The sequence below is a fragment of the Agrobacterium sp. YIC 4121 genome (assembly GCF_002008205.1).
GTDB lineage: Bacteria > Pseudomonadota > Alphaproteobacteria > Rhizobiales > Rhizobiaceae > Agrobacterium > Agrobacterium leguminum.
Genome location: NZ_MRDI01000020.1, coordinates 173,236 through 187,107 on the forward strand (window position 1 = coordinate 173,236; position 13,872 = coordinate 187,107).

The 13,872-nt window shown below is 60.9% G+C and carries 14 protein-coding genes; 6 read left to right on the forward strand and 8 right to left on the reverse strand.

All coding sequences use genetic code 11. The features are described from left to right. Positions 1-6: 6 nt before the first annotated feature. Positions 7-1,179, reverse strand: a complete 1,173-nt coding sequence (locus BTE54_RS18290; protein WP_078053445.1) for an isovaleryl-CoA dehydrogenase — start codon at positions 1,177-1,179, stop codon at positions 7-9. Between the two features lie 77 nt (positions 1,180-1,256). Continuing rightward, the gene (locus BTE54_RS18295) at positions 1,257-1,730 is read right to left on the reverse strand and encodes an Lrp/AsnC family transcriptional regulator (protein ID WP_003524741.1); all 474 of its coding nucleotides are present in this window, start codon (positions 1,728-1,730) and stop codon (positions 1,257-1,259) included. Between the two features lie 261 nt (positions 1,731-1,991). Between BTE54_RS18295 and BTE54_RS18300 the strand changes: the two genes are divergently transcribed. The 6 genes from BTE54_RS18300 to gpmI all read left to right on the forward strand — a co-directional run bounded on the left by BTE54_RS18300 (position 1,992) and on the right by gpmI (position 9,733). After that, positions 1,992-3,155 (forward strand): acetyl-CoA C-acyltransferase, encoded by a 1,164-nt coding sequence (locus BTE54_RS18300; protein ID WP_078053446.1) that lies wholly within the window; start codon positions 1,992-1,994, stop codon positions 3,153-3,155. An 11-nt stretch (positions 3,156-3,166) separates the two neighbouring features. Next, positions 3,167-4,294, forward strand: a complete 1,128-nt coding sequence (locus BTE54_RS18305) for an acyl-CoA dehydrogenase family protein (protein ID WP_078053447.1) — start codon at positions 3,167-3,169, stop codon at positions 4,292-4,294. Positions 4,295-4,338: 44 nt separating this feature from the next. Beyond that, positions 4,339-5,577, forward strand: coding sequence for a 3-methyl-2-oxobutanoate dehydrogenase (2-methylpropanoyl-transferring) subunit alpha (locus BTE54_RS18310; RefSeq protein WP_078053448.1), 1,239 nt, complete (start codon positions 4,339-4,341; stop codon positions 5,575-5,577). A gap of 3 nt (positions 5,578-5,580) precedes the next feature. Then, positions 5,581-6,594, forward strand: a complete 1,014-nt coding sequence (locus tag BTE54_RS18315; protein WP_078053449.1) for an alpha-ketoacid dehydrogenase subunit beta — start codon at positions 5,581-5,583, stop codon at positions 6,592-6,594. Positions 6,595-6,596: 2 nt separating this feature from the next. Beyond that, positions 6,597-7,868: a dihydrolipoamide acetyltransferase family protein gene (locus tag BTE54_RS18320; protein WP_078053450.1), complete on the forward strand. Its 1,272-nt coding sequence runs from the start codon at positions 6,597-6,599 to the stop codon at positions 7,866-7,868. 347 nt (positions 7,869-8,215) lie between these two features. Further along, entirely contained in the window at positions 8,216-9,733 is a 1,518-nt protein-coding gene (gene gpmI, locus BTE54_RS18325; protein ID WP_078053451.1) for a 2,3-bisphosphoglycerate-independent phosphoglycerate mutase, read from the forward strand. A 74-nt stretch (positions 9,734-9,807) separates the two neighbouring features. On the opposite strand, the gene BTE54_RS18330 is transcribed toward gpmI, so the two are convergent. From BTE54_RS18330 to BTE54_RS18355, 6 genes are all read right to left on the reverse strand, one after another. After that, the gene (locus BTE54_RS18330; RefSeq protein WP_078053452.1) at positions 9,808-10,245 is read right to left on the reverse strand and encodes a YeeE/YedE family protein; all 438 of its coding nucleotides are present in this window, start codon (positions 10,243-10,245) and stop codon (positions 9,808-9,810) included. After that, entirely contained in the window at positions 10,242-10,649 is a 408-nt protein-coding gene (locus tag BTE54_RS18335) for a YeeE/YedE family protein (protein ID WP_143240744.1), read from the reverse strand. The genes BTE54_RS18330 and BTE54_RS18335 overlap by 4 nt, the downstream gene beginning before the upstream one ends. Further along, the gene (bigR, locus tag BTE54_RS18340; protein ID WP_078053453.1) at positions 10,646-11,002 is read right to left on the reverse strand and encodes a sulfite-sensing transcriptional repressor BigR; all 357 of its coding nucleotides are present in this window, start codon (positions 11,000-11,002) and stop codon (positions 10,646-10,648) included. The genes BTE54_RS18335 and bigR overlap by 4 nt, the downstream gene beginning before the upstream one ends. After that, a complete protein-coding gene (gene blh / locus BTE54_RS18345; protein ID WP_078053454.1) occupies positions 10,996-12,291 on the reverse strand; it encodes a bifunctional sulfur transferase/dioxygenase Blh in 1,296 nt (431 codons plus the stop codon). Before blh ends, bigR begins: the two co-directional genes overlap by 7 nt. A 265-nt stretch (positions 12,292-12,556) precedes the next feature. After that, positions 12,557-13,042: a hypothetical protein gene (locus tag BTE54_RS18350; RefSeq protein WP_078053455.1), complete on the reverse strand. Its 486-nt coding sequence runs from the start codon at positions 13,040-13,042 to the stop codon at positions 12,557-12,559. A 13-nt stretch (positions 13,043-13,055) separates the two neighbouring features. Further along, positions 13,056-13,847 (reverse strand): SDR family oxidoreductase, encoded by a 792-nt coding sequence (locus BTE54_RS18355; RefSeq protein ID WP_078053456.1) that lies wholly within the window; start codon positions 13,845-13,847, stop codon positions 13,056-13,058. Positions 13,848-13,872 lie beyond the last annotated feature (25 nt).

Here is a 13,872-nt window from a genome sequence, read left to right on the forward strand (position 1 = left end):
GTGTCCTCACCCGTTGCCCTTGACCAGTTCGCGGCCGATCAGCATCCGGCGAATTTCGCTGGTGCCTGCGCCGATCTCATAAAGCTTGGCGTCGCGCAGCAGCCTTCCGGCCGGGCTTTCAGTGACATAGCCGGAGCCGCCGAGAAGCTGGATCGCATCCAGCGCCACCTGCGTCGCCCGCTCGGCGGCAAAGAGGATCGCGCCCGCCGCATCCTGCCTTGTGATGCGGCCATTGTCGCAGGCCCGCGCCACGGCATAGACATAGGCGCGCGACGCATTCATGGACGAGTAGATATCGGCAAGCTTGCCCTGCACCAGCTGGAATTCGCCGATAGGCTTGCCAAACTGCTTACGCTCACGCGCATAGGGCAGCACCAGATCGATGGCCGCCTGCATGATGCCGACCGGGCCGGCGGCCAGCACGGCGCGCTCGTAATCCAGCCCGCTCATAAGCACCGTCACGCCATCATTGAGGCGTCCGAGAATGTTTTCTTCCGGCACCTCGCAATCCTCAAACACCAGTTCCGAAGTGGGTGAGCCGCGCATGCCGAGCTTGTCGAGTTTCTGGGCGGGGCGAAACCCCTTGAAGCTCTTTTCGATCAGGAAGGCCGTGATACCGCGAGGGCCGGCCGACATATCCGTCTTGGCGTAAACCACCAGCGTATCGGCCTCGTGGCCGTTGGTGATCCACATTTTCGCGCCGTTCAGCACATAGCGGTCGCCTTTGCGCTCCGCCTTCAGCCGCATTGAGACGACATCCGAACCGGCCCCAGTCTCGCTCATGGCGAGTGAACCGACATGCTCGCCGGAGACCAACTTCGGCAGATATCTGTGCTTCTGCTCTTGCGTTCCCCAGCGGTGGATCTGGTTGATGCAGAGGTTGGAATGGGCGCCATAGGAAAGGCCGATGGAAGCGGAAGCCCGGCTTATCTCCTCCATCGCCACGCAATGGGCGAGATAGCCCATGTCGGCACCGCCGAATTCTTCTGAAACCGTGATGCCGTGCAGACCGAGCTCACCCATCTCGGGCCAGAGTTTACGTGGAAAACGGTCGTCGCGGTCGATCTCCGCCGCCAAGGGGGCAATTTTATCATCTGCGAATGCGCTTGCGCTGTCGCGCAATGCTGCGATTTCCGGGCCGAGATCGGCATCGAAAATGGCGGCGAGGTTCAAACTCATCGCGTCTCCTCCTCCGGACAGCAAGCCGTCCCTTTTGTCAGCAGCCGGCAACTCCTCCGCGCCGGCAACCCTCATTTTTACGGTGTGTCACCCCCGGTGAAGGCGGCGGATCGGCGCACGAATGTCTTGATGGCGAAATTGGACTGGATGCGCGACACGCCGGGAACCGTGGTCAGGAAATCCAGAAGCTCCTGATAATGTGGCAAATCCCGCACCATGGCGTGGATCAGATAATCCGAACTGCCGCTGGTCTGATAACCGCCCACCACTTCCGGAATGGAGGCGACATGGTGTTCGAAGGTCGTCAGCGCTTCCTTGATCTGCCGTTCCAGTGTGACGGAGATGAAGACGCCCATATTGCCGAGCAGCCGGTTCTCATCGAACACGGCGGTATAGCCACGAATGATGCCTTCCTCTTCCAGCTTGCGCACGCGCCGCAGCGTCGGCGTGAAGGAAAGACCTATCCGCGCTGCCAGGTCACGCCAGCTCACCCGCCCGTCATCGCCGAGCACATGCAGAATCTTGCGGTCGAAACTGTCAAGCTCAATCATGGATCATTTGCTCTATGATATGACTATTTATTGGATCAAAGATATCGCCAATCAAAAAACTGTCAATCAAAATAGCTTTGAAATGAATTCGAGATAGTGATAGCGTTCACCTAGAGCGATGGACCGCTCTAGGTTTTTGCTTGGCATCGGATTATCCGAAAACCGCGGCACACTTTTCGGTCCGATGCTTTTGTCGAGGTCTGGAGGAGATCGCGATGATGGTCGTTTTCTGAAGTGAGAGAATGACCAAGGGAGGTGAATTTGGCTGTGCATGACCCTGTCGTGATCGTCGGGGCCGCCCGTACTGCTATGGGTGGGTTCCAGGGCGAATTCAAATCGGTGGCCGCGCCCGATCTCGGTGCGGCGGCGATCCGTGCGGCCGTCGAACGGGCTGCGGTTCCACCCACTGATATTGACGATGTGCTGATGGGCTGTGTGCTTACGGCCGGGCAGGGGCAGGCTCCGGCCAGACAGGCGGCCATTGCCGCCGGAATCCCCAACTCGGTTGGCGCGACGACCATCAACAAGATGTGCGGCTCTGGTATGAAGGCGATCATGCTGGCGCATGACCAGCTTGCGGCGGGAAGCTCTTCCATCGTGCTTGCGGGCGGTATGGAAAGCATGAGCAACGCGCCATATCTCTTGGACCGCGCCCGCAACGGCTATCGTCTCGGCCACGGCAAACTCACCGATCATATGTTTCTGGATGGCCTCGAAGACGCCTATGACAAGGGTCGGCTGATGGGCACTTTCGCTGAAGATTGTGCTGAAGCCCACCAATTCACCCGTGCCATGCAGGACGACTATGCGCTGACCTCGCTGGAGCGCGCCCGGCGGGCCATCGCTGAAGGGGCTTTCGAAGGGGAAATAGCGCCCGTCGGGGATATCTCGGTGGACGAGCAGCCGGGCAAGGCGAAGCCGGAAAAAATCCCGCAACTGAAGCCCGCCTTCCGCGATGGCGGAACGGTGACGGCCGCCAATTCCAGTTCGATTTCCGATGGCGCTGCCGCTCTCGTTCTCATGCGTCGCTCCGAAGCGGAAAGGCGGGGCCTTTCACCGCTGGCGACTATTATCGGCCAAACCTCTTATGCGGATGCACCCGCCGGATATCCAACGGCTCCCATCGGCGCGATGAAAAAGCTGTTCGATAAAACCGGCTGGGCGGCGAAGGATATCGATCTGTTCGAAATCAACGAGGCCTTTGCCGTGGTGGCGATGGCGGCAATGCGCGATCTCGATCTGCCGCATGAGAAGGTGAATGTGCATGGCGGGGCGTGTGCGCTTGGCCATCCCATCGGCGCTTCCGGCGCGAGGATTGTTGTCACCCTGCTGGCAGCCCTGCAGCGCCACGGGTTGAAACGCGGCGTGGCCGCCGTCTGCATCGGCGGTGGCGAAGCAACCGCGCTCGGCATAGAGCGACATTAAGGGAGGCGGCGATGATCCTGAACGAAGCCCAGCAGCAGATCAGGGACATGGCCCGCGATTTCGCCCGCGAGCGGCTAGCCCCTGGGGCTGCTTCGCGTGACCGGGAAAGCCGGTTCCCGAAAGACGAACTGAAGGAGATGGGAGACCTCGGCTTCCTCGGAATGCTGGTCTCCGAGGACTATGGCGGCTCGGAAACCGGTGCCGTCGCTTATGCTCTGGCGCTGGAGGAAATCGCTGCCGGCGACGGCGCCTGTTCCACCATCATGAGTGTGCATAATTCGGTCGGTTGCGTGCCGATCCTGAAATTCGGGACCGAAGACCAGAAGCAGCGTTTCCTGCCGAAACTGGCCTCCGGCGAATGGATCGGTGGTTTTGCGCTGACCGAACCGCAGGCCGGTTCAGATGCGTCCAACCTCAAGACCCGCGCCCGGCGCGATGGCGACCGATATATTCTCGATGGCGCGAAGCAATTCATCACCTCGGGTAAAAATGGCGATGTCGTCATCGTCTTTGCAGTTACCGATGCGGAGGCGGGCAAGAAGGGCATCAGCGCGTTCATCGTGCCGACCGATACGCCGGGTTACGAGGTCATAAGGGTCGAAGAAAAGCTCGGCCTGCATTCATCCGATACCTGCCAGATCGCTTTCACCGAGATGGCGGTCCCGGCCGAACTGCGGCTGGGCGAAGAGGGGCAGGGGTATCGCATCGCGCTTGCCAATCTGGAAGGTGGGCGCATCGGCATCGCCGCGCAGGCGGTCGGCATGGCGCAGGCCGCCTTCGAGGCGGCGCGGGATTATGCGCGCGAGCGCAAGGCCTTCGGGCAGGCAATCGTGGAGCATCAGGCGGTGGCGTTTCGCCTCGCGGACATGGCGACGCGCATTGAGGCGGCGCGGCAGCTGGTGTTGCATGCGGCGGCGCTGAAGGAGGCGGGAGAGCCCTGTCTTTCGGAGGCCTCGATGGCCAAGCTCTTCGCCTCCGAAATGGCCGAGCGCGTCTGCTCGGACGCCATCCAGATTCACGGCGGTTACGGCTACATGGCGGATTATCCGGTGGAGCGGATCTATCGCGATGTGCGCATCTGCCAGATTTACGAGGGGACCAGCGATGTCCAGCGGATGGTGATCGCGCGGAACCTTTGAGAGTTGTTTCGCGGTCTGGAGGAGATCGCGACGGGAGGAGTAGAATGGATATAACCGAAACGCCACGTCTCAGCCTGCATGTTCCCGAACCTGCGGTGCGGCCCGGCGGGGAGCCGGATTTCTCCAATGTGAAAATACCCAAGGCCGGTTCCGTGCCGCGCCCGGAGGTTGACGCCGCGCCGGAAAGCATGCGCGATCTCGCCTATTCGATCATCCGTGTCCTCAATCATCAGGGCGAGGCCGTCGGACCCTGGGCCGGGCTGCTTTCGGATGAAGACTTGCTGGTAGGCCTCAAAAACATGATGCGGCTTCGGGCTTTCGATGCGCGCATGCTGATGGCGCAGCGGCAGGGCAAGACCTCCTTCTACATGCAGCATCTGGGTGAAGAGGCGGTGAGCTGCGCCTTCCGCAAGGCGCTTTCCAAGGGCGACATGAATTTCCCGACCTACCGGCAGGCGGGCTTACTGATCGCCGATGATTATCCGCTCGTCACCATGATGAACCAGATCTATTCCAACGAACTGGATCCGCTGCACGGGCGGCAGTTGCCGGTGCTTTATTCCTCGAAGGAGCATGGTTTCTTCACCGTCTCCGGCAATCTCGCCACGCAATATGTGCAGGCGGTCGGCTGGGCGATGGCGTCGGCCATCAAGGGCGATACGAAGATCGCAGCCGCCTGGATCGGCGACGGTTCGACGGCGGAGTCGGATTTTCACTCGGCGATGGTCTTTGCCTCCACCTACAAGGCCCCGGTGGTTCTCAATATCGTCAATAACCAATGGGCGATTTCCACCTTTCAGGGCATCGCGCGCGGCGGCTCCGGCACCTTTGCGGCGCGCGGCCTGGGCTTCGGCATTCCCGCACTGCGGGTCGACGGCAATGATTATCTCGCCGTTTATGCCGTGGCGCGCTGGGCGGTGGAACGGGCGCGCCGCAATCTCGGCCCGACGCTGATCGAATATGTGACCTATCGTGTCGGCGCCCATTCCACGTCGGACGATCCGAGCGCCTATCGTCCCAAGACGGAATCCGAGGCATGGCCGCTGGGCGACCCGGTTCTGAGGCTCAAAAAACACCTCATCCTGCGCGGCGTCTGGTCGGAGGAAAGGCACCGGCAGACGGAGGCGGAAATTGCCGATGAGGTGCTTGATGCGCAGCGCGAGGCGGAAAGCCACGGCACGCTGCATGAGGGCGGCAAACCGCCGAAAAAGGATATTTTCGAAGGCGTTTACGAGGAGATGCCGCCGCATCTCGCCCGCCAGCGCCAGAAGGCAGGATGGTAAGACATGGCAAGAATGACGATGATTGAAGCCGTCCGCAGCGCCATGGATGTGTCCATGGAGCGCAGCGACGAGGTAGTGGTGTTCGGCGAGGATGTGGGCTATTTCGGCGGCGTGTTCCGCGCCACGCAGGGGCTGCAGGGAAAATACGGCAAGACCCGCTGTTTCGATGCTCCGATCAGCGAATCCGGCATTGTCGGCACCGCCATCGGCATGGCCGCTTATGGCCTGCGGCCCTGTGTCGAAATCCAGTTCGCCGATTACATGTATCCCGCCTATGACCAGATCACCCAGGAGGCGGCGCGTATCCGCTATCGCTCCAATGGCGATTTCACCTGCCCCATCGTTCTCAGAATGCCGACCGGCGGGGGCATTTTTGGCGGGCAGACGCACAGCCAGAGCCCGGAAGCGCTTTTTACCCATGTCTGCGGGTTGAAGGTGGTGGTTCCTTCAAATCCTTATGACGCCAAGGGGCTGCTGATCGCCTCCATTGAAGACCCCGACCCGGTGATGTTTCTGGAGCCGAAGCGGCTTTATAACGGTCCCTTCGATGGGCATCACGACCGGCCGGTAACGCCCTGGTCCAAACACGAGATGGGGGAGGTGCCGGAAGGGCACTACACCATTCCCATCGGCAAGGCCGAGATACGCCGTCCCGGAAACGCTGTCACCGTCATCGCTTATGGCACCATGGTGCATGTGGCGCTGGCGGCGGCGGAAGAGACGGGTGTGGATGCCGAGATCATCGACCTTCGCAGCCTGCTGCCGCTCGATCTAGATACCATCGTGAAGTCCGTCTCCAAGACCGGCCGCTGCGTCATGGTGCATGAGGCGACGTTGACCTCCGGCTTCGGGGCCGAAGTCGTGTCGCTGGTGCAGGAACATTGTTTTTATCACCTTGAGGCCCCCGTCGTCCGCGTCGCGGGCTGGGATACGCCTTACCCGCATGCGCAGGAGTGGGACTATTTTCCGGGACCTGCCCGTGTCGGGCGCGCCCTTGTCGAAGTCATGGAGGCCTGATTATGGCGGAATTTGTTCTCACGATGCCTGATGTCGGTGAAGGTGTGGCGGAAGCCGAACTGGTGGAATGGAACGTCAAACCGGGCGATCTCGTCCATGAGGACATGGTGCTGGCCGCGGTGATGACGGACAAGGCGACTGTGGAAATCCCATCCCCGGTGGCGGGCGTCGTCACCTGGCTTGCCGTGACGGTAGGAAATACTGTGCCGGTAAAGGCACCGCTCCTGCGCATTGAAACCGATGTCGCCGCCGCCGCTCCCAATGGCAGCGTGCCGGAAGCGGAAGTACCGACACAAATGACGGAAGCGCCTGCCGACATGACGGACACGCCGCCACCCGTTGAAGCCCAGCCGACGGCGCGAGAGCCCGAGGAGCCGCCGCCGCCGCCCGCCGCCGAACCGCATCACAAGCCGCTCGCATCCCCCGCCGTTCGCCAGCGTGCCGATGATCTCGATATTGATCTCACCAAGATCAAGGGCACGGGGCCGGACGGGCATATCACCCATGCCGATCTCGATGGGTTTTTAACGGTACGGGGTCGGCCGGAACGCCCCGAGCCGATAGCGCCCCACGATAGCGCTGTCGAGGAGGTGAAGGTGACCGGGCTCAGGCGCAAGATTGCCGAGAAGATGGTGCTTTCCGCCTCCCGCATTCCCCACATCACCTATGTCGAGGAAGTCGACGTGACCGATCTGGAGGATTTGCGCGCGACCATGAACGGCAATCGCCGTTCCGGGCAACCGAAGCTGACGATCCTGCCGTTTTTGATGCGCGCGCTGGTGAAAGCCGTTGCCGATCATCCCGGCATGAATGCCACCTTCGACGACGACAAAGGGGTCGTCAGCCACTATGAAGCGGTTCATATCGGCATCGCCACGCAGACGCCGTCGGGTCTCACCGTTCCGGTCGTGCGCCACACGGAAACGCTCGGTCTTTGGGAATGCGCGGACGAAGTCGCACGCGTCGCCGAAGCCGCCCGCACCGGCACGGCGCATCGGGAAGAGCTGATGGGCTCCACCATCACCATCAGTTCGCTGGGAGCCTTGGGCGGTGTGGTCTCGACACCCATCATCAATCACCCCGAAGTGGCGATCATCGGCGTCAACAAGATCATGACGCGTCCGGTCTGGGACGGGACGCGGTTTGTGCCGCGCAAGATGATGAACCTCTCATCGAGCTTCGATCACCGAGTTGTCGATGGGTGGGATGCGGCAGTCTTCATCCAGGCCATCAAGGCATTGCTGGAGAAGCCCGCGCTTATTTTCATCGAGTGAAGGCGATCCGTGCTCCCTCATCCCTGTGCTCGTCACAGGGATCCAGCCTGCCCAAGTCTTTGGGCTGAAAGGACTCTCTCCACCGCGCAGACGCGCGTCGGCTGGATTCCTGTGACGAGCACAGGAATGAGGGCTTATGCGTGTCATGACCGCTTTTCTTAGCCCGCGTTTTCAACCTTCACGGAACTGTTTCGCTGTCGGTATAGGCTTGCGTTCGTCATCTTCGGGTATAGAAGAGAAGAACGAGAAGCATGTTTTCTCATCATGATCATAGTGGCGGAAGAGGGCGCTCCGGTGCCCGGCGGTCCGCCCTCCGCCGGCAACCGAATGAAGAAGAAGGTCCTCCCATGAGCACTCCCAAACCCGTTGTCCTGACTATTCTCGATGGCTGGGGGCTGAACGAGGACACATCCAGCAATGCGCCGGTGCTGGCGAATACGCCCACCATGGACCGGCTTTTCGCCACCTGCCCGAATGCGAGGCTCACCACTTTTGGCCCGAATGTCGGCCTGCCCACCGGGCAGATGGGCAATTCCGAAGTCGGCCACACCAATATCGGCGCCGGCCGCATCGTCGCCATGGATCTGGGCCAGATCGATCTGGCCATCGAGGATGGCAGCTTTTTCCGCAATGCGGCGATGCTCGATTTCGCCGCCACGGTGAAGGCCGCGGGCGGTGTGGCGCATCTGATGTGCGTCGTTTCCGATGGCGGCGTCCATGGCCATATCCTCCACGGTCAGGCGGCGGTGAGGCTGATGATCAGCCACGGCCTGAAGGTGGTGGTACATGCCATCACCGACGGCCGCGATGTCGCGCCGCAATCTGCTGAAGATTTTGTGGCGGCGCTGGTGGCAAGCCTGCCGCAGGGGGCAAGCATTGGCACGGTAATCGGCCGCTATTATGCGATGGATCGCGACAATCGCTGGGAGCGCGTCGAGAAAGCCTATGACGCCATGGTTCTGGCGAAAGGCGAACATGCGCGCGATGCAGTGAGCGCCGTTGCCCAAAGCTACAAAAACAATGTCACCGACGAATTCATCCTGCCGACGGTAATCGACGGCTATGATGGCTTCAAGGCCGGTGATGGCCTGTTCTGCCTGAATTTCCGCGCCGACCGTGCCCGTGAAATCCTGCTTGCCATAGGGGCGGACGATTTCGACGGTTTTTCGCGCGAAAAGCCAGTCCTTTCGGCGCTGCTCGGCATGGTGGAATATTCCACCCGGCACAATGATTTCATGACCACGGCCTATCCCAAGCGCGATATCGTCAATACGCTGGGCGCATGGGTGGCGAAGCAGGGGCTTACGCAGTTCCGCCTTGCCGAGACGGAAAAATATCCGCATGTCACCTTCTTCCTGAATGGCGGCAAGGAAGAGCCGGAGGTCGGCGAAGACCGCTTCATGCCGAAATCCCCGAAGGTTGCGACCTACGATCTGCAGCCGGAGATGAGCGCGCCGGAAGTGACGGAAAAATTCGTTGAGGCAATCGGCAAGGGTTACGATCTGATCGTCACCAATTACGCCAACCCCGATATGGTCGGCCATACCGGCGATCTGCAGGCCGCAATCAAGGCCTGTGAAGCCGTGGATCGTGGGCTTGGTGCGGTCGTTGCCGCCCTCGAAAAAGTGGGTGGCGCTATGCTTGTCATTGCCGACCACGGCAATTGCGAAACCATGGTCGACCCGGTGACCGGTGGCCCGCATACGGCGCACACCACCAATCCGGTGCCGGTGATCCTTTTCGGTGGCCCGGAAGGTGCGAAGCTGCATGACGGCATTCTCGCCGATGTCGCCCCCACCCTGCTGCAACTGATGAATGTGCCGCTGCCGCCCGAAATGACAGGCAAAAGCCTCATCGACCTCTAATCACACGCAGTCGCGCGGGAGCGTTCCAGCCCCGCGCGACGGCCCGTTCCCCGCGCGCCGAACCAGCGTTTGCATTATGGCTGCTTTGCGTAGAGGCGGTCGTGGACCAGCATGCCGGCAATCATGGCGCTGACGAAAAGAACGACCGGCACAAGCCCGAGGGCGAGAGCCGATAGTGCCGGGCCGGGGCAGAAACCGGCAAGCCCCCAACCGACGCCGAAAATGGCCGAGCCTGTTATGAGCGGCCGGTCGATGCGGGTTTTTACTGGAAGGCTGAAATCCTCTGCGAGGACCGGTTTGGCGAGACGTCGGCTGAGCAGCACACCCGGCACGGCGACCATCACGGCACCGCCGAGAACGAACATCAGGCTCGGGTCCCAATGGCCGCTCGCCACGTCGAGAAAACCGGAAACACGGGCCGGATCGACCATGCCGGAGAGCGAGAGGCCGAAGCCGAACAGCGCTCCGGCGGCCAATGCCAGGACAACACGCGCCACGGCCGGATTTTTCATGACAGGGCTCCCACTATCGTCGCGGCGCAAATACCGGTGATCAGGAAGGTGGCGGTCGCGGCGATGGAGCGCCGGGAAAGTCGCGCCAGCCCCATGATGCCATGGCCGGACGTGCAGCCGGAGCCCATGCGTGTGCCAAAACCCACCAGCAGGCCGGCAATGAGGATGAGCGGCCATGGTGAAACTATGGTGACGGCAGGCAGCCGGCCGAATGCGGCGGCGTGGATATAAGGCCCGGCCAGCAAGCCGGCGACGAAGGCGAGATCGGCAAGACGCCGCTCCCTGCCGAGCATTTTTCCCATTATCCCGCTGATGCCGGCAATGCGGCCGTTGAAAAGAAACAGCAGAATGCTGGCAAGACCGAGCAGCATGCCGCCGAAAAGAGAGGGCCAATAGGGGCTCACGGGGTCTCCTCCTCCGGCGCGCAGAATATGGTGTAAAGGGCCTCTATCAGTTGCGCCGCTTTCGCTTCGCTCAGTTGGTAGAAGATTTGCTTGGCGTCGCGCCGGGTTTCGACCACACCGGCTTCCCGCAGGACGCCCAGCTGCTGGGAAAGCGTCGGCTGGCGAATATCCAGCTTGACCTCCAGCTCGCCGACGGAAAATTCCCCCTGCGCCAGCGTGCAGGCGAGCATCAGCCGCGCAGGATGGGCAAGCGTCTTCAGAAGCAGCGCGACCTCGACAGCCCGCTCTTCCATGGCGGGGAGAGGGATTTCTGCAATATGCCGGGGCTTTTCCAGCGCGTTTTCCTTTACCATATGCTGCCCTCCAGCACGTCGAGCGGGAATTTCAGGTAACGTTTGCCATTCGCTTCCGGCTCCGGCAGGCGGCCGCCGCGAATATTGACCTGCAGGGCGTGGAGAATGAGCTTCGGCATCGGCAATGTGCGATCCCGCGCTTCCCTGAGGCGGATGAAGCCCTCCTCCGTCATGCCGGCAAGATGCGGATTGCTGCGTTTCTGTTCGCCGACCGTGGTTTCCCATTTAGGCGCGCGGCCGCCGGGCTGATAATCGTGGCCGGTGAAAAGCCGTGTTTCGTCGGGAAGGGCGAGAATGTCCTGGATCGACGCCCAGAGTTCCCTGGCGCTACCGCCGGGGAAATCGGCGCGCGCGGTGCCGGAATCGGGCATGAAAAGCGTATCGTGCACAAAGGCGGCATCACCCACCACATAGGTCACGGAAGCGAGCGTGTGGCCGGGCGAAAACAGCACGCGCGCTTCAAGGGAGCCGATATTGAACCTGTCGCCCGCCTCGAACAGCCGGTCCCATTGCGAGCCATCGGTTTTGAAATCCGGCCAGTTATATTTCTCCTGCCAGAGCTTCTGCACGCCGGTGACCTTCGCGCCGATCGCCGTCTGCGCGCCGGTCTTCTGCTTCAGATAATGGGCGGCGGAAAAATGGTCGGCATGCGGATGGGTATCGAGAATCCATTCCACCGACAGACCCTGGCTCTCTACATAGTCCAGAATGGCGTCGGCATTCATCGTTCCGGTCGCGCCGGATTTCTCATCAAAATCATAGACCGGGTCGATAATGGCGCAGCGCCCGGTGGAGGGATCGGACACGACATATTGCACGCTCCATGTGCGCGGATCGAAGAATGCCTTGACGTGCGGAACCGCCGCAGCGCGCCGGTCCAGCCAGCGGGTGGCGCCGGAAAGGTCAAAGCCATGCGCCTTGCCGAAAACCTCGATATCGTCTCTTTCGATGCGCCCATCCAGCGCTTCCCCGAGAACATGAAGCGTGAGCGCGCGGGTGCCGCCCTTGCAATGGGCAAAAACAGGACCTTCCGCTTCCGCCATTTTCTGCTGGAAGGCGCGGATATCGGCTTCGGTAATGGTAGGGCCGCTGACCGGGATGAAACCATAATCCATGCCCGCCGCGCTGGCGGCGCTTTTTTCCTGGGCATTGCCCGGCTGGCCGGGCTCTTCACCATCAGGCCGGGCGTTGATGATGCTTTTATAACCCTGGGCGGAGAGCGATGGGAAATCGGCGATCATCGGCTGGCCCGCAACTGTCAGACGCTCGTTGATCTTCACGGCATTCATCGGCACCTCCTGTTGTAATAATTTAATATATATTATTATATAATGTATATTGTATGTTTGCAAGGGCGCGGACTGCCCTCGTTTCCGAATGTCTCCTGCCGTATTTTCAGGAAAGGTTCGGAAGGAAATCCTAGACACGGGATTTCTTCGTTTTGTGACGGGTGGGCGGAGATTGCCTGTATCGGACATGCAAAAACATGCCTTGCGCCCGAAATATTGGGGCACAAGGCATGTTCGCGAAAACCGGTTCGAATTCAGGCTCGCTTCAGACGGCGAGCCTGCGGCGTGTCGCCTTCCAGCCAAGACAGATGGCTGCAACAAGCAGAACCGTCTGGGCGACCACGAAGGGTGGCTCATTGCCGTTCGGCGCCAGGTTGTTGAGTGTTTCGACCTTGAGAAAAGCCTGAACGATCAACACGAACATATTGAGATAAAGGCTGATCGTGGCGGTGATCGTATAAATGATGCGCGCCCTGCCATTCAGACCGTATCCATAAAGCGCAACCAGTGCGATAGCCAGAACGAGGGTAGAAATGATGCCGACGCCGAGTGCCGGTGTGAAATTTCCGATTGGAAACAGGAAGCCGGTAAGTGTGGTGGCGAGCGTGGTGACGAGGAAAATCGCCATCATGCGGGGCATCCACCGCCCCGCCGCATAAGCGGGCAGGGCGATCAGTCCGGTGACAATGCCGATGAAGCTTAAGCCCACATGCAATGCCGTGAATTGGGGAATTGTCAGTCCGAGGATCATGATACGTCTCCCTCTATTCGGTTTTGGCTGCACGATACCGGCTGGCGGCAAGTGCATGCGACAGATTGGGCCTTAACGCCGCGCGCGCCGCAAGGAAATTTTCGAGATCGGCCGTATCCGGCAGGGAAGGAATGGTCAGCGCTTCGCCGAGGTCGAGACCGGCAAGGGCCGCATCCACCATGTCGTAAACATCCATGACCATGGCGGCCGGAATGGCTTCGAGCCGTTCCTCTTCCCAGATCGCCGTGCGGGTGATGCCCGGCAGGACGGCCTGAACCCGCACACCGGAGGGCGAAAGCTGCGCCTGCAGCGCCTCGGTGAAGGCAAGCACGAAGGCCTTGGTGGCCGGGTAGACGGCGGTGAACGCCGCCGGCATCAAAGCTGTGACCGAGGTGATGTTGATGATCGTGCCCCTGCCATCGGCGGCAAGGCGCGGCGCGATGGCCGCCGCAAGCCGGGTGACGGCAAGAATGTTAAGGTTGATCATCGTCGTCACATAGGCCGGGTCCAGCGCCGTGATTGCGCCCTCGCCGGCAATGCCGGCATTGTTGACGAGGCCGGTAATCCGCCGGTCCTCACGCAGCCGCACTTCCACCTTTTCAAGGTCTTCCGCCCTGGAAAGATCGGCGGAGAGAACCTCGACCGCGATATGATGATCCTTTTCCAGCTGTGCGGCGAGCGCCTTCAGCTTTTCGGCGCGCCGCGCCACGAGAATAAGATCATGGCCGCGTTTTGCCAGACGTTCGGCATAGACCGCGCCGATACCGTCGGATGCGCCGGTGATGAGAAATGTATTCTGTGTCATGTCCGTGTCTCCTTTGTGCGGCGGT